At 69.9% G+C, this 19,984-nt stretch carries 17 protein-coding genes; 9 read left to right on the forward strand and 8 right to left on the reverse strand.

Going from position 1 to position 19,984, the window contains the following annotated elements; translation table 11 throughout:
• Window positions 1-20 precede the first annotated feature (20 nt).
• Both galE and ACYVLQ_RS29680 read right to left on the reverse strand, forming a co-directional pair.
• A complete protein-coding gene (gene galE / locus ACYVLQ_RS29675) occupies window positions 21-1,001 on the reverse strand; it encodes a UDP-glucose 4-epimerase GalE (protein WP_460700839.1) in 981 nt (326 codons plus the stop codon).
• 3 nt (window positions 1,002-1,004) lie between these two features.
• The gene (locus tag ACYVLQ_RS29680) at window positions 1,005-1,691 is read right to left on the reverse strand and encodes a metal-dependent transcriptional regulator (protein WP_460700840.1); all 687 of its coding nucleotides are present in this window, start codon (window positions 1,689-1,691) and stop codon (window positions 1,005-1,007) included.
• Between the two features lie 252 nt (window positions 1,692-1,943).
• On the opposite strand from ACYVLQ_RS29680, the gene ACYVLQ_RS29685 reads away from it, so the two are divergent.
• Both ACYVLQ_RS29685 and ACYVLQ_RS29690 read left to right on the forward strand, forming a co-directional pair.
• On the forward strand, window positions 1,944-3,176 hold the full coding sequence (locus ACYVLQ_RS29685; RefSeq protein ID WP_460700841.1) for an acetoin utilization protein AcuC: 1,233 nt from the start codon (window positions 1,944-1,946) through the stop codon (window positions 3,174-3,176).
• Window positions 3,169-5,844 (forward strand): bifunctional acetate--CoA ligase family protein/GNAT family N-acetyltransferase, encoded by a 2,676-nt coding sequence (locus tag ACYVLQ_RS29690; RefSeq protein ID WP_460700842.1) that lies wholly within the window; start codon window positions 3,169-3,171, stop codon window positions 5,842-5,844. The genes ACYVLQ_RS29685 and ACYVLQ_RS29690 overlap by 8 nt, the downstream gene beginning before the upstream one ends.
• Before the next feature lie 39 nt (window positions 5,845-5,883).
• Here the strand turns inward: ACYVLQ_RS29690 and ACYVLQ_RS29695 are convergent, their stop codons facing one another.
• Entirely contained in the window at window positions 5,884-6,447 is a 564-nt protein-coding gene (locus ACYVLQ_RS29695; RefSeq protein ID WP_460700843.1) for an RBBP9/YdeN family alpha/beta hydrolase, read from the reverse strand.
• A gap of 112 nt (window positions 6,448-6,559) precedes the next feature.
• Between ACYVLQ_RS29695 and ppc the strand changes: the two genes are divergently transcribed.
• Both ppc and ACYVLQ_RS29705 read left to right on the forward strand, forming a co-directional pair.
• Window positions 6,560-9,472, forward strand: a complete 2,913-nt coding sequence (gene ppc, locus ACYVLQ_RS29700; RefSeq protein WP_460700844.1) for a phosphoenolpyruvate carboxylase — start codon at window positions 6,560-6,562, stop codon at window positions 9,470-9,472.
• A 3-nt stretch (window positions 9,473-9,475) separates the two neighbouring features.
• Window positions 9,476-10,063: an ASCH domain-containing protein gene (locus tag ACYVLQ_RS29705; RefSeq protein WP_460700845.1), complete on the forward strand. Its 588-nt coding sequence runs from the start codon at window positions 9,476-9,478 to the stop codon at window positions 10,061-10,063.
• A gap of 440 nt (window positions 10,064-10,503) precedes the next feature.
• Here the strand turns inward: ACYVLQ_RS29705 and ACYVLQ_RS29710 are convergent, their stop codons facing one another.
• Both ACYVLQ_RS29710 and ACYVLQ_RS29715 read right to left on the reverse strand, forming a co-directional pair.
• On the reverse strand, window positions 10,504-11,475 hold the full coding sequence (locus ACYVLQ_RS29710) for a sigma-70 family RNA polymerase sigma factor (protein WP_068030927.1): 972 nt from the start codon (window positions 11,473-11,475) through the stop codon (window positions 10,504-10,506).
• A 210-nt stretch (window positions 11,476-11,685) separates the two neighbouring features.
• On the reverse strand, window positions 11,686-13,200 hold the full coding sequence (locus ACYVLQ_RS29715; protein WP_460700846.1) for a DUF7782 domain-containing protein: 1,515 nt from the start codon (window positions 13,198-13,200) through the stop codon (window positions 11,686-11,688).
• A 179-nt stretch (window positions 13,201-13,379) separates the two neighbouring features.
• Here ACYVLQ_RS29715 and ACYVLQ_RS29720 point away from each other — a divergent pair, with 179 nt between their 5' ends.
• Window positions 13,380-13,718 (forward strand): DUF485 domain-containing protein, encoded by a 339-nt coding sequence (locus tag ACYVLQ_RS29720; RefSeq protein WP_460700847.1) that lies wholly within the window; start codon window positions 13,380-13,382, stop codon window positions 13,716-13,718.
• A complete protein-coding gene (locus tag ACYVLQ_RS29725; RefSeq protein WP_460700848.1) occupies window positions 13,715-15,328 on the forward strand; it encodes a solute symporter family protein in 1,614 nt (537 codons plus the stop codon). The genes ACYVLQ_RS29720 and ACYVLQ_RS29725 overlap by 4 nt, the downstream gene beginning before the upstream one ends.
• Before the next feature lie 209 nt (window positions 15,329-15,537).
• Here the strand turns inward: ACYVLQ_RS29725 and ACYVLQ_RS29730 are convergent, their stop codons facing one another.
• Both ACYVLQ_RS29730 and ACYVLQ_RS29735 read right to left on the reverse strand, forming a co-directional pair.
• Window positions 15,538-16,515 carry a GlxA family transcriptional regulator gene (locus ACYVLQ_RS29730; protein WP_460700849.1) on the reverse strand — a complete coding sequence of 326 codons (978 nt, stop codon included), beginning with the start codon at window positions 16,513-16,515 and terminating at the stop codon, window positions 15,538-15,540.
• A 31-nt stretch (window positions 16,516-16,546) separates the two neighbouring features.
• Entirely contained in the window at window positions 16,547-17,287 is a 741-nt protein-coding gene (locus ACYVLQ_RS29735) for a VOC family protein (RefSeq protein ID WP_460700850.1), read from the reverse strand.
• A 97-nt stretch (window positions 17,288-17,384) separates the two neighbouring features.
• On the opposite strand from ACYVLQ_RS29735, the gene ACYVLQ_RS29740 reads away from it, so the two are divergent.
• Window positions 17,385-18,719, forward strand: a complete 1,335-nt coding sequence (locus ACYVLQ_RS29740) for an MFS transporter (protein ID WP_460700854.1) — start codon at window positions 17,385-17,387, stop codon at window positions 18,717-18,719.
• Here the strand turns inward: ACYVLQ_RS29740 and ACYVLQ_RS29745 are convergent.
• Window positions 18,690-19,133, reverse strand: coding sequence for a DUF3099 domain-containing protein (locus tag ACYVLQ_RS29745; protein ID WP_460700851.1), 444 nt, complete (start codon window positions 19,131-19,133; stop codon window positions 18,690-18,692). The genes ACYVLQ_RS29740 and ACYVLQ_RS29745 overlap by 30 nt on opposite strands.
• A 92-nt stretch (window positions 19,134-19,225) precedes the next feature.
• Here ACYVLQ_RS29745 and ACYVLQ_RS29750 point away from each other — a divergent pair, with 92 nt between their 5' ends.
• Together ACYVLQ_RS29750 and ACYVLQ_RS29755 are read left to right on the forward strand one after the other, a co-directional pair.
• Entirely contained in the window at window positions 19,226-19,459 is a 234-nt protein-coding gene (locus ACYVLQ_RS29750; protein WP_460700855.1) for a DUF3039 domain-containing protein, read from the forward strand.
• 161 nt (window positions 19,460-19,620) lie between these two features.
• A complete protein-coding gene (locus ACYVLQ_RS29755) occupies window positions 19,621-19,971 on the forward strand; it encodes a hypothetical protein (protein WP_460700852.1) in 351 nt (116 codons plus the stop codon).
• Window positions 19,972-19,984: the final 13 nt, after the last annotated feature.

Raw genomic sequence — 19,984 nt, forward strand, 5'->3', positions numbered from 1 at the left:
AAACCGGTGTGGCGCAGGACCTACCGTGCGCTGTGGGCGCGCTCGCCCAGCGCCTGCAGGAACTGCCACGCAGCGGACACGATCTCGTCCAGGTCGTTGTGGCGCGGACTCCAGCCCAGTTCGGCGACGGCGCGCTCACTGGATGCGATCAGCACCGCGGGATCTCCGGCGCGGCGGGGCGAGTCCACGGCCGGGATGGGGCGGCCCGTCACCCGCTCGCACGACGAAATCACCTGGCGCACAGAAAAACCCGTGCCGCTGCCCAGATTGAAGATGCGGTGCGTGCCCGCCTGCGACCCGGCCAGCGCCAACAGGTGCGCCTGGGCCAGGTCGAGGATGTGGATGTAGTCGCGGATGGCGGTGCCGTCGGGGGTCGGGTAGTCGGTGCCGAACACCGAGATCGATTCCCGGTGCCCCAGCGCGGTCTGCAGCACCAAGGGGATCAGATGCGTTTCCACCACGCGGTTCTCGCCGAGCCCGCCGTAGGCGCCGGCCACGTTGAAATAGCGCAGGCTGGTCGCCGCCAGTCCGTGCGCCGCGGCGTAGGAGGTGATGGCGTGGTCGATGGCCAGCTTCGAGGCGCCGTACGGATTGGTCGGCCGGGTGGGCGCGTCCTCGGTGATCGGCACTTGCTCCGGTTCGCCGTACACCGCCGCGGTGGACGAGAACACCAGCCGCGGCGTTCCGGCGCGGCGCATCGCCTCCAGCAGCGCCAGCGTCTTCACCACGTTGTCGTGCCAGTACTTCTCCGGTTGCTGCACCGACTCGCCGACCAGCGACTGCGCCGCGAAGTGCAGCACGCCGTCGAAGGATTCGGACTCGATCAGCTCCACGCCCACCGTCGCGATGTCGCCGTCCACGAACTTCGCGCCGCTGGGGACCCCTTCGGCATTCCCGGTGGACAGGTCGTCGACCACGATCACCTCGTGGCCGTCCTCGATCAGCACCTGGGCGCACACCCCGCCGACGTACCCGGCGCCGCCCGTCACCAGAAGTTTCATCGATCAGACCAGCTTCACCTGGACGGCGTGCGCCATCTCGTCGGACAGTTCGAAACCGTCGTGCCCGGGCACCGAGATGATCACCGCACCCGGCTTGGTCTCCACCGTGACGCGCGCGTCGGGGACGACGCCCGCCTCGCGCAGCTGGCCGATGATGTCGGGGTCGGTCTGGATGTGCTCGGACAGCCGCCGCACCACCACGGCCGACACCTGGCCGGACGGCAGGTCCGACAGCCGGATCAGCTTCTCCTCCTCGGAGGACGTCGAGACCACACCCAACTCGTCGAGGCCGGGGATCGGATTGCCGTAGGGCGAGGTGGTGGGGTTGTTGAGCACCTCGACCAGGCGGCGTTCGACATCCTCGCTCATCACGTGCTCCCAGCGGCAGGCCTCGGCGTGCACGTTCTGCCAGTCCAGCCCGATCACGTCGACCAGCAGCCGCTCGGCCAGGCGGTGCTTGCGCATGACGGCGATCGCCATGGCGCGGCCCTTGTCAGTGAGTTCGAGATGACGGTCGCCGGCGACACTCAGCAAACCGTCGCGCTCCATCCGAGCGACCGTCTGGCTCACCGTCGGCCCGCTCTGCTCGAGGCGTTCGGCGATGCGCGCGCGCAGCGGCGTGACCCCCTCCTCCTCGAGGTCGTAGATGGTACGGAGATACATCTCCGTTGTGTCGACCAGATCCTTCACCTGTTACCCCTTCGTCGGCACGAATTCTACCCACGCACGGCTGCGATGCCGCGCGTCAGCATATTTCGCTCGTCCTGCGGAGACCCGGAGGACACCGGGCGCGCCCTCGATGTACGCTCGCGGCTCGGCGCGCCCGCACTGTCTTGCATTTCTACTGCATCCCAACGACAAATAGGGCGCGCTGCTTCCCCGTGTTCACTTCTCGTTCGCAGCCGGACCTGGCCGGGGCGGCTGTGCATTAGCGTGGCGGATATGGCAAGCGATGCCACTGTGGTGTGGACCGATCGGTTCCTGGACTACACCTGGACGCCGGAACACCCGATGAAGCCCGCGCGCCTGCGCTTCACCATGGCCCTCGCGCGCGGCCTGGGTCTGCTGGAAGAGGTCGAGACGCTGTCCCCCGGCCCGGCCGCGGACGCCGACCTGCTGCGCATCCATACCCCGGCGTATCTCGACGCCGTCCGGCGCGCCGAACCGCCCCCGCCCGGCTCGGGTCCGCCCGCGGCGCCGCCGTTCGGGCTGGGATCCGCGGACAACCCGATATTCCCGCATATGCACGAGGCGGCCTCGGTGATCGTGGGCGGCACCCTGGCCGCCGCGGGCGAGATCGCCGCCGGGCGCACCCGGCGAGCGGTGAGCATCGGCGGCGGCATGCATCACGCGATGCCCGGCGCGGCGGCCGGATTCTGTGTCTACAACGATGTGGCCGTTGCCATCTCTTGGCTGCTGGACCACGGGTTCGACCGCATCGCCTACATCGACGTCGATGTCCATCACGGCGACGGCGTGCAGCGCGCCTTCTACGGCGACCCGCGGGTGCTGACCGTCTCGATCCACCAGCACCCCGCCACGCTGTGGCCGAACACCGGCTGGCCGGAGGAGGTCGGTGCCGGGGCGGCCGAGGGCACCGCGCTCAACCTCGCGATGCTGCCCGGTACCCGGGACGCCCAGTGGCTGCGGGGATTTCACGCGGTGGTGCCGGGCGCGCTGGCCGCGTTCCGCCCGCAGATCCTGATCAGCCAGTGCGGCGTGGATACCCACCACGAGGATCCGCTGGCCGATCTGAGCCTGACCGTGGACGGCCAGCGGGCGGCGTTCGCCGCGATGCGCGAGCTGGCCGACCGGTACGCCGAGGGCCGCTGGCTGGCCGTCGGCGGCGGCGGGTACGGCCTGGTCCGGGTGGTGCCGCGGGCGTGGACGCACCTGCTGGCCGCCACGCTGGACCGCAGTGTCGATCCGGCGACGGAGACCCCGGCCGAATGGCGTGAGCAGGTGCGCGCCTATGCCCCGGCGGTGCGGCCGCCGGGCACGATGAGCGATGGGGGCGACATCACCTTCGAGCGCTGGGACGGGCCGGGCGGCACCCGCGAGACTGGTGACGAGCGGGTCGACCGCGCGCAGCGCGCGGTCGACACGGCCGTATTGGCCACGCGCCGAGCAACTTTCGGACTGCTCGGCCTGGACCCGGAGGATCCTCGTGACTGACACCCCGGAGGATCCGCCGCCGCCACCGCAGCACTGGTTCGCCGATGTGCTCGCCTCCGACGGCGGCGTGGTCCGCCTGCGCCCGATCACCCCCGACGACGCCGAGACCCTGCAGCAGTTCCACGCCGGGCTCTCCGATCGCACCCGCTACCTGCGGTATTTCGGTCCGTATCCGCGGATGACGCCGAAGGACCTGTACCGCACCACCCATGTCGACTACCGCGACCGCGTCGGGCTGGTCATCGAACTGGGCGAGGCGATTATCGCGGTCGGCCGCTACGAACTGCTGCCCGACCGGGCGGGCCCGCGCGCCGCGGAGGTGGCGTTCGTGGTCGCCGACGGACACCAGGGCCGCGGGCTGGGGTCGATCCTGCTGGAACATCTGGCCGGTGCGGCCGCTGAGAACGCGATCGAGACCTTCGTCGCGGAGGTGCTGGCCGAGAACAACGCGATGGTGACGGTGTTCCGCGACGCCGGGTACCAGGTGCAGCGCAGCCGCGACGGGTCGGTGCTGCACCTGGAGTTCGCCATCGACCCCACCGAGGCGCTGCTGTCGGTGCGGGATTCGCGCGAGCGCGCTTCCGAGGCCCGCAGCGTCGGGAATCTGCTCAGCCCGGGATCGGTGGCGGTCATCGGCGCCACCCCGTCGGCGGGGCGGGTCGGCGGCGCGGTGCTGGCCAACCTGTTGTCGGGGGTCTTCCAGGGGCCGGTGTATCCGGTCAATCCGAACCGCAGCTCGGTGCGCGGGGTGCGCGCGTACCCGACCGTGCGCGATATTCCCGACGAGGTGGACCTGGCGGTGGTGGCAGTGCCCGCCACCGAGATCGGCTCGGTGCTCGACGACTGCATGGCCAAGGGCGTCAAGGGACTGGTGGTGCTCACGGCCGGATTCTCCGAGACCGGCCCGGCGGGCTACGCCGCCGAGCGCGATCTGGTCGACGCGGTGCGCGGGCACGGCATGCGGGTAGTGGGCCCGAGCGCGCTCGGCATCGCCAATACCGATCCGGCGGTGTCGCTGAACGCCACGCTGGCCACGGTGCTGCCCGGGCGCGGCCGGGTCGGGTTCTTCTGCCAGTCGGGGCCGCTGGGCGCCGCGATTCTCGGCGAGGCGGCCGCGCGCAAGCTGGGCCTGTCGACATTCGTCTCCGCGGGTAATCGTGCCGATGTTTCCGGCAACGACCTACTGCAGTACTGGGACACCGATCCGGCGACCGATGTGGTGCTGCTGTATCTGGAGACCTTCGGCAATCCGCGCAAGTTCTCCCGGATCGCGCGCCGGGTGGCGCGCACCAAGCCGATCGTGGTGGTCAGCAGCGGCCGCAACGCCACCCGCACCATTCCGGTGAGCGCGCTGGAACGCTCGGTGGAGCGGGATCTGTTCGCCCAGGCGGGCATCGTGCAGGTCGACACCATCTCCGAACTGTTCGACTGCGCGATGCTGCTGGCCTACCAGCCGCTGCCCGCCGGGCGGCGGCTGGCGGTGATCGGCAACAGTCCCGCGCTGGGCTGGCTGGCGGTCGACGCGGCCCGCGGCGAGGGACTGGAGATCGGCGCACCGGCCGATCTGGGCCCGCAGGCCGATCCGGCCGACTTCCTGGCGGCGGTCGCGGCGGCCATGACCTCCCCCGAGGTCGACGCCGTGATCGTGATCTTCGCGCCGCCGGTGCCGACGACGGTGGCGGCGTTCGCCGAGGCGATCCGGTCCGGCGCGCAGGGCGGGGCGAAACCTGTGCTCACCACCTTCGTCGCCGACCACGGCATGCCCAACCTGCTGACGGTGCGGGGCTCCGGCGGCACGGTCGAGCGCGGCTCGATCCCGTCCTACCCGGATCCGGAGCGGGCGGCGCGGGCGCTGGCGCGGGTGCGCCGCTACGCCGACTGGCGTACGCGGCCTGCCTCGGCCATCGTGCGGCCAGCCGATGTCGACCGCGAGCGTGCCCGAGATCTGGTGGGGGAGTGGATGTCTCGCGACCCTGAAGGGCATTGGCTCGGCGATCTCGAGGCGGCCGACCTGCTGTCCTGCTACGGGATCCGCGTCGTGGAGTTCCGCGAGGTGCGTGACGAGGACGCCGCCGAGCGGGCAGCCGAGGAACTGGGGTACCCGGTCGCGGCGAAGGCGACGGGCGAACTCTGGCGCAATCGCCCGGATCTGACCGGGGTGCGGCTCGACCTGTGGCGGCCCTCGGCGGTGCGGCGGGCGTACACCGACCTGGCCGAGGTGTCCGGCAACGAGGTGGTGCACATCCAGAAGATGGCGACCAAGGGCGTGGGCTGCGTACTGCGCGTGCAGGATGACCCGTCGTTCGGATCGGTGATCAGCTGCGGCCTGTCCGGCACCATCATCGACCTGCTCGGCGACCGGGTCTACCGCGCGCTGCCGCTGACCGAGGCCGAATCGACCGCGCTGATCGACGCGCCCCGGGCTGCGCCGCTGCTGGACGGCGAGACGGGAGTCCCCGGCAAGACGATCGGCGAACCAGTGGACAAACGCGCGCTGTCCGAACTGGCGCAACGCGTTTCGGCGCTCTGCGACGACCTGCCCGAGGTGCGCGAACTGTCGGTCGAGCCGGTCCTCGCCGCACCCCGCGGCGCCGCGATCCTCTACGCCCGCGTCCGCGTCGGCCCGGAACCGAGCCGCTTCGACATCGGCCCCCGCCGCCTCGCATGAGCGCCGATGACCCGATGACGAGTCGCGCCGGGACGCGGGCTAGGTGCGCCCGTGCGCGATCTGCTGCACCGCCGCCAGGGCCTGCGGCAGCTCGGTGAATCCCTCGTCGGCGAGGAAATGACCGCCGCCGGGGATTTCGATGTGCTCGGCGGCGAGGAGGGTGGCCAGCGCTCGGGAGGCGGCCGGGGGGACGACCTCGTCGTTATCGGAATAGATCATCGTGCGGATATCGATGTGCGGGACCACCGACGCCACATCCGGGCTGTCGGCGAGATAGTTGTCGATCTCCGGAACGACCGACAGCCTACCGAGGAATCCGGCGACACCCACGAAACCGCCGAGCCGCCAACCGGATTCGAGCCCGGACAGATACCGCAGCGCGGTGATGACGCCCAGGCTGTGGGTGACGAGCACGGTATCGGCGTCCACGGCGCCGACCGCGGCGGCCAGCCGGGCGTCCCACTCCTGCCGCACCGGTGCCTCGGGGGTGGGCAGTTCCACGATCGATACCTGATGCCCCCGCGCATCCAGCTGCTCGGCCAGCCACGGGAACCAGTGGGCACCGACGTCGGCGGAGAACCCGTGAACGATGAAGATTCGCACGCGCTACGGAACCGCCGGTCCGGGGACCGGTATTCCGGGTGGGATCGATCTCACCCCGGCCGCAGGTGGGGCGGGACGCCGCCACGCTGCCGCGATGGTCGATACTGGCCGTATGCGCGAAGATCAGATCGAGGCTGCCACCGCGCCACTGCGGGACGACATCCGATTTCTGGGTGCGATCCTGGGCGAGACGATCCGCGACCACGAGGGCCCGGAGGTCTTCGACCTCATCGAGCGGGTGCGCGTCGAGGCGTTCCGGGTGCGTCGCTCCGAGGTGGAGCGCAGCGCGGTCGCGGATATGTTGCGCGACATCGACATTCATGTGGCGATCCCGCTGATCCGGGCGTTCAGCCACTTCCTGCTGCTGGCCAACCTGGCCGAGGACCTGCAGCGCGACCGGCGGCGCGCGGTGCACGTCGCGGCCGGGGAGCCGCCACAGGATTCCAGCCTCGCCGCCACCTACCGCAAGCTCGACGCCGTCCGGTTCGGCGGCCCGGACGGCGCCGCGATCGCGGATCTGCTGAGCGACGCGCTGGTCTCCCCGGTGATCACCGCGCACCCGACCGAGACCCGCCGCCGCACCGTCTTCGACGTGCAGTCCCGCATCACCGAGCTGATGCGCAGGCGGCAACGCTACACCGAGTCCGAACCGGAGTACGCCGATATCGACACGCAGCTGCGCAGGCAGGTGCTCACGCTGTGGCGTACGGCGCTGATCCGCTTGGCGCGCTTGCGAATTCAGGACGAGATCGAGGTCGGCCTGCGCTATTACGATATGACCCTGCTCGAGGTCATCCCGCGCATCAACGCCGAGGTCCGCGCAGCGCTGCGGGAGCGTTGGCCCGGTCACGAGCTGCTGCGGCGGCCGATCTTGCGACCCGGCTCGTGGATCGGCGGCGACCGCGACGGCAATCCGAACGTCACCGGCGCGGTGGTGCACCGGGCCACCCATCGCGCGGGCGCCGTCGCCCTCGGCCACTACCTGAAAGAGCTTGTCGGACTGGAGAAGTCGCTGTCGCAGTCGGCCCGCCTGGTGCCGGTGACGCCGGAGCTGGCGGAGCTGGCCGACGCCGGTTTCGACGATTCGCCACAGCGCGCCGACGAGCCGTATCGCCGCGCTATCCGCGGCATCCGGGCTCGGCTGACGGCCACGGCGCGCCGCTCACTGGGCGAGGTCCCGGGCGAAGGCGTCGGCGCCGCCGCCGACCGCCCGATGTCGGCGTTCTCGTCCGGCCGACCCGCGGGCGACCTCGGCGCCGCCGCCGAACACCGGACGACGGCCCCGCCGTCCGGCCGAGAAGCGGGCGAACCCGGCGACCGCACGCGCACGGACGGCCCGGTCGCCGAACCCTATCGCTCCCCGCGGGAGCTGCTGCACGATCTGAACATCGTCGACGCCTCGATGCGCGCCTCCGGCGACGGCTTGCTCGCCGACGACCGGCTGGCCGCCCTGCGCGGCGCAGTCGAGACCTTCGGCTTCCACCTGCAGGGCCTGGACATGCGCCAGAACTCCGAGGTGCACGAACAGTTGGTCGCCGAGCTGTTCGCCTGGGCCGGAGTGCATTCCGACTACGCGAGCCTGCCCGAGCCGCGGCGCGTCGAGCTGCTGTCCACCGAGCTGAACACCCGCCGCCCCCTGCTCGGGCCGACCGCGCGGCTGAGCGAGCTGGCGGTCAAGGAACTCGGGGTGCTGCGCGCCGCCAAGGCCGCCCTCGACGACTTGGGCCCCGACACCGTGCCCAACTACATCATCAGCATGTGCACCTCCGTCAGCGATGTGCTGGAGGCCGCGCTGTTGCTGAAGGAGGCGGGCATTCTCGACCCAGGTGACGCCGACACCGCGCCGAGCAGCCCGGCGGGCGTGGTGCCGCTGTTCGAGACCATCGACGACCTGCGGCAGGGCGCCGAGACCCTGGTCGCCGCGCTGGAGGTGCCCGCCTATCACCGGCTGGTCGCCGCGCGCGGCATGCGGCAGGAGGTCATGCTCGGCTATTCCGACTCCAACAAGGACGGCGGCTACCTGGCCGCCAACTGGGCGCTGTACCGGACGGAACTGGATCTGGTGGAGGCGGCCCGCAAGACCGGAATCCGGTTGCGGCTCTTCCACGGTCGCGGCGGAACAGTGGGCCGCGGCGGCGGGCGCAGCTACGACGCCATCCTGGCCCAGCCCGCGGGCGCGGTGCGCGGCTCACTGCGCCTGACCGAGCAGGGCGAGGTGATCTCCACCAAGTACGCCGACCGCGGCACCGCCCACCGCAATATGGAGGCGCTGGTGGCCGGAACCTTGGAATCGACGCTGCTGGACGTGGAGGGCCTGGGCGCCGACGCCGAACCCGCCTACGACCTCTTCGACGACCTGGCCGAAGCGGCGCGCCAGGCATACGCGCGGCTGGTGCACGAAACACCCGGCTTCGTCGAGTATTTCCGGGCCTCCACGCCGATCGCGGAGGTCGCCGACCTCAATCTGGGCAGCCGCCCGGCATCGCGCAAACCCACCAACTCGGTCGGCGACCTGCGCGCGATTCCCTGGGTGATGGCCTGGAGCCAGGCGCGGGTGATGCTGCCCGGGTGGTACGGCACCGGCACCGCGCTCGAGCAGTGGGTGGGCGAGGATCGCCGGCGCCTGGCGACCCTGACGGACCTGTATCGGCGCTGGCCGTTCTTCCGCACCGTGATGTCGAACCTGGCGCAGGTGATGGCGAAGGCCGATATGGATATCGCGGCGCGCTACGCCGAGCTGGTCGAGAATGCGACGTTGCGCGACACCATCTTCGGCATGATCCGCGAGGAATTCGACCGCACCGCCCGCATGCACGCCGCCGTCACCGGCAGTGACCAGCTCCTCGCCGACAACCCGGCCCTGGCCGAATCCATCCGCAACCGCTTCCCCTACCTGGAACCCCTCAACCAGATGCAGGTCGACCTGCTGCGCCGCCGCCGCGCCGGGGACGACTCCGAACTGGTGGAACGCGGCATCCTGCTCACCATGAACGGCCTGGCGACGGCCCTGCGCAACTCGGGATAGACCGTGATCTTCACCAACCGCGTCGCCGCCCTGATCGCGGACGGATCCGTGCGCGCGGTATACCGGCGCTGGGCCACCGCGCGGGTGCGGCCCGGCACCCTGATCCACACCTCGGCGGGAATCGTCCGGATCGACGCTGTGGACCGGCTGGACACCGCCGATCTCACCGACACCGATGCGCGCGCTGCCGGAGAGACCTCGCTGGCCTCGCTGCTCGCGACATTCCGTGGCACCGACTCCGACCCGGTCTTCCGCATCGGCGTCGCCTACCACGGCGCCGACCCGCGCGGCCCGCTCGGCGAGCGAACGGACCTGTCCGACACCGAGATCGACGACCTCCGCTCCCGCCTGCACGGATTCGACCGTCGCGCGGACCACCCCTGGACCCTCGCGACCCTGCGCGGCATCGGAGTCAACCCGGGGATGCGCGCCGTGGATCTCGCCGATCTGCTCGGCGAGCCGGACAAGGACCGATTGAAATTGCGCATTCGCCGGCTGAAGAACTTGGGTCTGACCCGCAGCCACCCCACCGGATACGCGCTCTCGCCGCGCGGCCGCACCTACCTCGAGCACGAGCAACCAACCGGCTAGGTCCTTGTCGGCTCGACATCGGTCACCGCTGTGCTGTGGCTCTGGTCCAACTCGGGCGGCCCGGCGGATTGGGGTGCGGGGTAGAACCACGGGTTCGGCGGCGATGGATCACCCAGAGCAGGGTGGCGGTGGTCAGGAAGGGGACCACGACGAATGCGAGCCCCAGCAGTGCGTAGTCGGGATCATCGACGTGATGCCACCGGAACGGCTCAGGATCAGCGGGAACGACGCCGAACAGGCACTCGCCTGAGGGAACTTCAGCAACCAGTACAGCGCCGACCGGTTCGCGCTGTGCCCGGAGGGGACGGGCCGCGCGGGCGCCGGTCGGCGCTCGTGGTGATCACCAACCCACATGATCACCGCGGGGGTGCTGGGCCGGATTCCGGACGGCCCAGCGTCTGTGGAGGCCCGATCGGCCTCGGTCTTTCGGCTGACCCTCGTCAGCCCGCGTAGGCGCGCAGCCGGTCGGCCCGCTCGCCCTTGCGCAGCTTGGACATGACCTCGCGCTCTATCTGGCGCACCCGCTCGCGAGACAGGCCGAACAGCTTGCCGATCTGGTCCAGCGTACGCGGCTGGCCGTCGTCGAGGCCGAAGCGCAGCCGGATGACCTGCTGCTCGCGCTCGTCCAGCGTGGCGAGCACCTGGCGCACGTCGCGGTGCATCAGCCCGGCGATGACCGCGCTCTCGGCCGACGTGGCCTCGGAATCCTCGATGAAATCGCCGAGCGGAGCTTCTTCGTCGTTGCCGACCGGCATGTCCAGGCTCACTGGATCGCGGCTGTGGTCGAGCAGATCGGAGATCTTCTCCTCCGGAATGCCGGATTCGGCGGCCAGTTCCGCGTCGGTGGCCTCGCGCCCGAGCTGCTGGTGCAGTTCCCGCTTGATCCGGGCGAGCTTGTTAACCTGCTCGACCAGGTGCACGGGGAGCCGGATGGTGCGGCTCTGATCGGCCATGCCGCGGGTGATCGCCTGGCGGATCCACCAGGTCGCGTAGGTGGAGAACTTGAAACCCTTGGAGTAGTCGAACTTCTCCATCGCCCGGATCAGGCCCAGGTTGCCCTCCTGGATCAGGTCGAGCAGCGGCATCCCGCGGCCGGTGTAGCGCTTGGCCAGCGAGACGACCAAGCGCAGGTTGGCCTCGAGCAGATGCTGCCGCGCGGACTGGCCGTCGCGCACCAGAATGGCCAGATCCCGTTTTCGGGTGGCGGACAATCGCTTGCCGGTCTCCAACAGGTGTTGGGCATAGAGGCCCGCCTCGATGCGCTTGGCCAGCTCGACCTCATCGGCCGCCGTCAGCAGCGCCGTCTTGCCGATTCCGTTCAGGTACACGCGTACCAGGTCGGCGGCGGGGCTCTGGGCGTCGAGGTCCCCCTGATCGCTGGCGCGCACTCCAGTGGTGGCGGGGCTTGTCATGACTTGCCTCCTGTCGGTGGTGTCTCACTCCGATCAACGGACCCGACACTGGGAAAGTTCCCCGACACTGTCCCGATAAACCATAGCTGAGCTGCGGGTTTCACCCCTTCCATCTGAGAAGTTCCTAAGAAGCGGGCGAGTTGGGAACGCCGTGCGACCGCCGTTGCCGGACGGCAACCAGGAATGCATCCCACCGTGATGCCCGCGGATCTACGCGGGGTGGATCAATCCGTGGCGCACCAGTCCGGTGGTGACGGCCAGCGCCGAGGCGCGGAATTCCGGTGTGGCGGTCGTGCCGGTGTGGCCGATTGCCAGCAATTCGACCAACTCCTGCAACGGCAGCCCGTCCGCGCGCATTCCCGCCAGCAGCGCGGCGGCGGTGTCGTCGACCTCGTGCTGCCAGCGCGGGCCGTCGCCGCGATGCAGCCGGGCCACCCGCTGTTCCCAGCCGTCGTCTCCGGGCAGGGCGACCCGTTCCAGAGCGGTGGCCGGATCGACCTCGAACCGTGATGTCCAGGCGAGGTGCTCGTCCGCGCCGACCGCGCGCAGCCAGGCCGACCGCCGAAAGTACGCGGTGGCCTCGGGCCCGAGCGGATCGTCGAAGCCGTGGGTCAGATCCTCGGCGAGGACCTCGGTCGGCCCGTCGATGGAACGCAGATACACGAACCCGAACCCGACACCCTCGACATCCGCGGACGTGAACGCGTCCAGCCAGCGTTCTGCCTGCTCCTGAGCCTGCGGATCGCGCGGGTCCAGTCCGGCGTCGCGCAGCCAGGTACCGACGTACAGGGCCGGATCGGCGACGTCGCGCTGCACGATCCAGGCGTCGACGCCGTGGTCGGGCAGCCACGACGACACTCGGGTGCGCCAATCCTCGCCGTCGACGTGCACCCACGCCGCCAGCATGGCCGCCGTGCCGCCGGGATTCAGCAGCGCGGGCGCCTGGGAGACCACCAGTTCGCTGGCGCCGTCGAGGGCCAGCCCGGAGTCGCGATAGGTGTGCTCGACGCGGGCCGGGCCGACGACGAACGGGGGATTGGCGACCACCTGGTCGAAGCGGCGCCCGGCGACCGGCTCGAACCAGGAGCCCTCCAGCAGTTCGATGTCGAGCTCGTTGAGCGCGGCGGTGGCCGCGGCCAGCCACAGTGCCCGGCGGTTCACATCGGTGCCGGTGACGGTCCCCGCGTAACCGGCCGCGTGCACGGCCTGCACGCCGCAGCCGGTGCCCAGGTCCAGCACGGTGCCGACCGGGGCGATCGGCGTGGCGCGCAGCAGCGACAGCGACGCCTGGCCGACGCCGAGCACGTGATCGGCGGTCAGGGTGCGCCGCCGCATGGCGTCGTCGAGATCCGACAGCACCCAGCGGGCGCCGTGACCCAGGTCCAGCGGCCGCAGATCCAGGGTGGCGCGCACCCGATCGGCGTCGCGATCCAGCAGACCGGCGGCAACCGCATGATCCAGGTCGACCGGGGCCAGCGCCGCTGCCACCTCCCGCTCGGGCAGCTCGTCGCCGAGCAGCAGCAGCCGGATCAGCGCGCCCAGCTCTCCGGCGTCGCGAGCCGCGCGGCGTGCGGGCACCGGCTCGGAGCGGCCGAGGGCGGTGTGCGCGGGCTCGCCGAGCACTCGCAGCAGGGTGTCGGTGTCGTACTGGACGCGGATCAGCGCGGCGCGCAGTTGCGGCGCCAGCGCGGCGAGCAAGGAGACCGTGGTCTGATTCGTCGGCACAGCTGGATAACTCTGCCAGGGCAACCGCCGGGCACCCGGTAGCGACCCCGCGGCGGCGGTCGCGGGGACCTCGAATCCGCGTGAATTTTCCGCTCCGCGGGCTGCCCACCTGCTGACATACGGCCGGTCAAACGTCCGATTTCTATTATTGTGACCTGGCTCACGAGGAGGTGTGGCAGGTGACGACCGAAGAGCAGAGCGGGGAGCCCTCCGGCGACTGGGCCCGGGTCCACGACAGTCCGGAATTCCAGCGCTTGCGCCGCAGATTCCGCGTCTTCGTCTTCCCGATGACCGCCCTGTTTCTCGCCTGGTACGCCCTGTACGTGCTGCTGGCGGACTACGCCCACGACTTCATGTCCACGAAGGTTGTCGGCAATATCAACGTCGGGCTGATCCTGGGTCTGCTGCAGTTCGTCTCGACCTTCGTCATCACCGGCCTGTATGTGCGCTACGCCGATCGCCGACTGGATCCCATCGCCGACGAGCTGCGCGCCGACATGGAGGAACCGACCCGATGAGTGCCACTCTCGCCGCCGCTGTCGAGGGCAGCAGGCCGGGCCTCAACATCACCATCTTCGCGGTCTTCGTGGCGATCACGCTCGTGATCGTGTTCCGCGCCAGCCGCGACACCCGAACGGCCGCAGACTATTACGCGGCGGGCCGGGCGTTCTCCGGTCCCCAGAACGGGATCGCCATCTCCGGCGACTACCTCTCCGCCGCAAGCTTTCTCGGCATCGCCGGGGCCATCGCGCTCTACGGGTACGACGGGTTCCTGTACTCGATCGGGTTCCTGGTGGCGTGGCTGGTGGCGCTGCTGCTGGTGGCCGAATTGCTACGCAACACAGGCAAATTCACCCTCGGCGACGTGCTGGCGTTCCGAATGAAGCAGCGTCCGGTGCGTGCCGCCGCGGCGACTTCCACGCTCGCGGTGAGCCTGTTCTACCTGCTGGCGCAGATGGCCGGCGCCGGAGTGCTGGTGTCGTTGCTGCTGGGGGTCTCCGGCAGCGTGGGGCAGAATCTGGTGATCGCCGTGGTCGGCGCGCTGATGATCGTCTACGTGCTCGTCGGCGGGATGAAGGGCACCACCTGGGTGCAGATCGTGAAGGCGGTACTGCTGATCGGGGCGGCCGCGGCGATGACGGTGTGGGTGCTTGCCGAGTACGGGCTGAACCTGTCGACGCTGCTGCAACAGGCCGTCGACAACAGCGGCAAGTCCGGCGCGAAACTGCTCGATCCCGGCTTCCGCTACGGCAAGAACGAGACCACCAAGCTCGATTTCCTCTCTCTCGCATTGGCTTTGGTGCTGGGCACGGCCGGGCTACCGCATGTGCTGATGCGCTTCTACACGGTCCCGACGGCCAAGGACGCACGCCGGTCGGTGGTGTGGGCGATCGCGTTGATCGGCTTGTTCTACCTGTTCACGCTGGTCCTCGGGTACGGTGCCGCGGCGCTGGTGGGACCGGAGAAGATCAACGCCGCACCCGGTAAGGAGAATTCCGCCGCGCCGCTGCTGGCGCTGGAGCTCGGCGGGCCGCTGCTGCTGGGATTCGTTGCGGCCGTGGCCTTCGCGACCATTCTGGCCGTGGTGGCGGGGCTGACGATTACCGCGTCGGCGTCGTTCGCGCACGACGTGTACGCCAATGTCATCAAGCACGGCAAGGCCGACAGCAAGGAGGGGGAGGTGCGGGTCGCCCGCATCACCGCCGTGGTGATCGGCGCGGTCGCGATCGTCGGCGGCATCCTCGCGAAGAACCAGAACGTGGCGTTCCTGGTGGCGCTGGCCTTCGCGGTGGCGGCGTCGGCGAACCTGCCGACCATCCTGTATTCGCTGTTCTGGAAGCGGTTCAACACCACCGGGGCGCTGTTCAGCATCTACGGCGGCCTGCTGGTGACCGTCGTGCTGATCGTGTTCTCCCCGGCGGTGTCGGGCGCGCCGACCGCGATGATCAAGTCCGCCGACTTCAGTTGGTTCCCGCTGTCGAACCCGGGCCTGGTATCGATCCCGGTGTCGTTCGCCCTCGGCTGGCTCGGCACCATGCTGTCCAAAGACCACAACGAGGCGAAGTACGTCGAGATGCAGGTCCGCTCGCTGACCGGCGCGGGCGCGGAAAAGGCGGCCCACCACTGAGCTTCGCGGCTGCGTGAACCCACTTTATACTCCCGGCCGAGCGGACCACTTCGTGCTCCCGGCTGGGCGGACGACTTCGTGCTCCTGGCTGGGCGGACGACGTCGTGCTCCCGGCTGAGCGGACCACTTCGTGCTCCGGGCTGGGCGGACGACTTCGTGCTACCGGCTGGGCGGACCACCTTCTATTCCCGGCACGCTTTTGGCCGGGATCACGCTCCCACCGCACGCACCCCCGATCGAAATGTCTTGCGGTAGGCCAAGGGCGGGACACCCAACTCGCTGCGCATGTGGTGGCGCAGCGAGGCGGCCGTCCCGAGTCCGGCGGCGCGGGCGACCTCCTCGATGGGCAGATCCGTGCTCTCCAGCAGGTGCCGGGCGTAGCGTAGACGCTGCTGCAGCAGCCAGGCGCCCGGGGCGAGGCCGGTCTCGGCCTTGAACCGGCGGGTGAAGGTGCGCACGCTCATGCTGGCGTGGGCGGACAGGGCGGCCAGACCCAGATCACGCTCGAGATGCCGTAGCGCCCAGGCGCGGGTGGGGGCGGTGCCGTCGGAGCCGTCCTCGGGAATGTGGCGGTCGATGTACTGTGACTGGCCGCCCTCGCGCCAGGGCGGCACCACGCAGTAGCGCGCGGCCTGATTGGCGACCTCGCTGTTGTGGTCGCTGCGCAGCAGGTGCAGGCACAGGTCCAGGCCCGCCGCCAAACCCGCTGCGGTGCAGATGTTTCCGTCCTCCACGAACAGCAGGTTCTCGTCCAGCCGCACGCGGGGATACAGGCGGCGGAAGTCGTCGGCGAACGACCAGTGCGTGGTCGCCCGCCGCCCGTCGAGCAGCCCCGCGGCGCCGAGCACGAACGCCCCGGTGCAGATGGACACGAGGCGCGCGTCGGACCGGATCCCGGCCAGCACCTCGGCGAGTTCCGGCGCGATCGTCCCGTGCCGCCGCGGTCCCGGCATCTGCGTACCGGGAATGATGACCGTCTCCGCAGTCGCGACCCAGTCCGGCCCGGCCTGCGGGACGATCGCGTATCCCATCGTCGCCGGTATCGCGCCGGTGTCCAGCCCGCAGATGCGCACGTCGTACAGCTTGGTGCCGTCGGCGTCGGCGGCATTGCCGAGCACCGTCGGCGGGATGGTCATGTCGAACCCCACCACCGGCGCGAGGGCCAGCACCGCCACCCGATGCGTCACCGCGGTCTCCTTCCGATCGACGGCCGCGTGGTCAAGTCGGTATCCGCCCTGTGCGCGGGTCGCGGCCGGTGAGGCAGTAGAGGCCGCCGGTCGGGTCGCTCATCACCACCCAGTGCGCGCCTCTCGAGACGCGGCGGGCGCCGAGGGATTCGTGCCAGGCCGAGGTGGCCTCGAAATCCGAGCAGGCGATATCCGGATGTGCCGCGGCCGGGCCGTCGGAATCCTTGCGCTGCAGCAAGATTCGGATCGGCAGCGCATCGGGCACGCCGAGCCGGGTGAATTCGGGCCGGGTCGTGGATCGCAGCTCCCAGCCGGTCAGCGCCGCCCAGAACGCGATCTCCCGGTCGTACGCGGAAGCGCCGATGTCCAGGCACACCTGGTCGAGGCGGCTGAGGGAGCCGTCCGCGCCGGCGACCGGTGACGGTACCCGCTCGCCGTCATCGATGTTGAAGCAGAATGCGATGCCACCGGGGGACCGCAGGTGGGAAAAGTTGTGTCGATCGACGACGGCCGTGGCGCCCAGGACGAGCGCGTGGTCGCGGGCGGCGCCGAGATCGTCGACGCCGAGGTCGACGTGCGCACCGCCCGGGCCGCTGTCCACCGCCTGGCAGTGCGCGCAGGGATCGCCGTCCTCGGGTAGCAGCGCGGCGAATTCTCCATTGTCACCTTGGCGTTCGGCTCTGCGGGTGCCGGTGACCGCGCTCCAGAAGGCGAACGCCTCGTCGAAACGGTCGGCCGGGCGGTCGATGAAGGCCGAGTTCCACCGGATCATGTCGTCCTCCCAACGTGTGGCCAAATATTGACGCATTGTGGCATTCAGGCCACTCGTCCGGCAATGCCGTTTCTTGCAGGATCTCGGTGTGACCGAACTGCGAGACCCCGCCGAGACGACGAGATCCGGCAGCACGGAGACGACGGCGTCGGACAGCCGCCGCATCCATCCCGCCTGGCTGGTCGCCGCCGCCGGATTCGTGGCGCTGATCGGCGCGGCCGGATTCCGGTCGGTGCCGAGCGTGCTGATGGATCCGCTGCACGCGGAGTTCGGCTGGTCGCACGGCACCATCGGCGCGGCGGTATCGCTGAATGTCTTGCTGTACGGCCTGATTTCGCCGTTCGCCGCGGCGCTGATGGATCGCTTCGGCATCCGCCGGGTGGTGGCCTGCGCGCTGCTGCTGGTGGCGGCGGGCAGCGGGCTGACGGTGTTCATGACCGCGTCGTGGCAGCTGCTGGCGACCTGGGGACTGCTGGTGGGCGTCGGGGTGGGCTCGATGTCGATGCCGTTCGTCGCCACCATCACCGGGCGTTGGTTCGTCCGGCAGCGCGGGCTGGTTACCGGCGTGCTGACCGCGGCCGGGGCGACCGGTCAGCTGGTGTTCCTGCCGCTGATCTCGGCGCTGGCGCAGGCGCACGGCTGGCGGGTGCCCGCGCTGGTGGTGGCGGGCACGGCGCTCGCGGTGGTGCCGCTGGTACTGCTGTTCATCCGCGACTTTCCCAGTGATATCGGGGCGCGGGCCTACGGCGCCGAACCGGGGAGCGCCGTGGGCGTGCGGATCGTGGTGACCGGCGGGGCGACGCGCGCGCTGACCGTGCTGGCCAAGGTCGCCCGCACGCCCGCCTTCTGGCTCCTGGCAGGCGGTTTCGCGGTGTGCGGCGCCTCCACGAACGGCTTGGTGGGCACCCATTTCGTCAGTGCGGCACACGACCACGGCATGCCCCCGACCACGGCGGCCGGGCTGCTGGCGATCGTCGGCGTATTCGACGTCGCGGGCACCATCGCCTCCGGCTGGCTCACCGACCGGCTCGACTCGCGATACCTGCTGGTCGGCTACTACTCGCTGCGCGGGCTGTCGCTGCTGATTCTGCCCGCGCTGTTCGCCCCCGACACCCGCCCGAGCATGTGGGTCTTCATCATCTTCTACGGCCTGGACTGGATCGCCACGGTGCCGCCCACGGTTGCCCTGTGCCGCAAGCACTTCGGTGACGACGGGCCGATCGCCTTCGGCTGGGTCTTCGCCTCGCACCAGGTCGGCGCCGCTGTGGCCGCCACCGGCGCGGGCGTCATCCGCGACCTGCAGGGCAGCTACGACCTGGCCTGGTATATCGCCGGGGCGCTGTGCGGCGCGGCCGCGCTGATGTCGGTTCTGATCAGCCGCGACGGCAGGCTCGAGCGGGGCTCACCCGTCGATCGAGCGGTGGTGGCCTGATCCCAGGGCCTTGGCCGCGCGCCGGCCGTCCCAGCGGCTGGGTTCGTCCTTGCGTCGCGGCGGGCGGTCGTTGGCGATCAGCACCGCGATCCACGGCAGCGGGATCGAGACGCCGATGATTGCCAGCGAAATCAGGGGATTGGCCCACAGCCCGTAGGCCACCGCGGCCAAGATCAGGCACGGGATGCGGAACGCCATGATCATCGTGTACCGGCGCACCCGCGCGCGGTGCTGCTGCTCCAGCGACGGGGCGGCCTCGGTGATCAGGGCCGGTCGGCGCTCCTGCTCACCGGGGAAATAGCCCTCGCTGTGGCGGGCCGGGCGGGGGATCGAACCGGGAGGACGCATCTCGAACTCGGGGCGAACCGTGCCGTCGCGGTCTTCGGCATCGGGGGATTCGCCGTCACGCTGCATACCTCGAGTCTTCCACTCGAGTCTTCCGATTGCACACAGGGGCCGGGGGACAGGATGGGATCGAATCCGGCGATGCTGGCATCATGGATGAGGTGAGCACCGACACCCTAGTGCGCCCGGACACGACCATTGACGAGTCGACCACCGACGACGACACCCCAAAGTTCTTCCACTACGTGAAGAAGGACAAGATCGCCGAGAGTGCCGTCATGGGCACCCACGTGGTGGCCCTGTGCGGCGAGGTCTTCCCGGTGACGAAGTCGGCCAAGCCCGGCTCCCCGGTCTGCCCGGAGTGCAAGCGCATCTACGACATGATGAAGAAGTAGCAGCTGTTTCTGCTGGTCAGAAGCTTTTGGTCGATTGCGGGGGCTGGGCAGTCTGGCCGAGATCAAGTCACTGGTTGCCGCTTCTGTAGCGATGTGGGTGGGAGAACAGGCGATGCGGGCGCGGTCTGCCGGTCATGCTGCGTAGGCTGCAACGCTGAGCGTTGGACGCGTTGGACTTCGGGCCTTTCCGACGTGCCCGGGGCTGGTGTGGGACCGATCCCGAGGCATTGCTCGACCAGTATGACGACGCCGTCGCTCGCCTCGTCACGAAGCGGCTGACCCCGTACATGCTGCGCCACACCGGCATCTCGTGGCGGCTGCAGGGCACCTGTTCCGCGAAAGCCCTTCTCGCACATTCGCTGTTGTCACACAACAACCGGCGTACCCGCAGCCGGATCAACATCTTCAACTATCAAGCGCCCGAGCGCATTTCGAACGGGTCAATCACGCAAACCGTGCCAGATGTCGGCTGCCAGGAGGAAGGGACCACTTCGGAGCCGTTTTTGCCATGAGCATGGGACCACC

The sequence above is a fragment of the Nocardia thraciensis genome (assembly GCF_054782435.1).

Bases quoted from the DNA above. Each gene is read 5' to 3' on its own strand.
- galE (WP_460700839.1), bottom strand. From the start codon at position 1,001: ATGAAACTTCTGGTGACGGGCGGCGCCGGGTACGTCGGCGGGGTGTGC.
- ACYVLQ_RS29685 (WP_460700841.1), top strand. From the start codon at position 1,944: ATGGCAAGCGATGCCACTGTGGTGTGGACCGATCGGTTCCTGGACTAC.
- ppc (WP_460700844.1), top strand. From the start codon at position 6,560: ATGCGCGAAGATCAGATCGAGGCTGCCACCGCGCCACTGCGGGACGAC.
- ACYVLQ_RS29710 (WP_068030927.1), bottom strand. From the start codon at position 11,475: ATGACAAGCCCCGCCACCACTGGAGTGCGCGCCAGCGATCAGGGGGAC.
- ACYVLQ_RS29725 (WP_460700848.1), top strand. From the start codon at position 13,715: ATGAGTGCCACTCTCGCCGCCGCTGTCGAGGGCAGCAGGCCGGGCCTC.
- ACYVLQ_RS29735 (WP_460700850.1), bottom strand. From the start codon at position 17,287: ATGATCCGGTGGAACTCGGCCTTCATCGACCGCCCGGCCGACCGTTTC.
- ACYVLQ_RS29745 (WP_460700851.1), bottom strand. From the start codon at position 19,133: ATGCAGCGTGACGGCGAATCCCCCGATGCCGAAGACCGCGACGGCACG.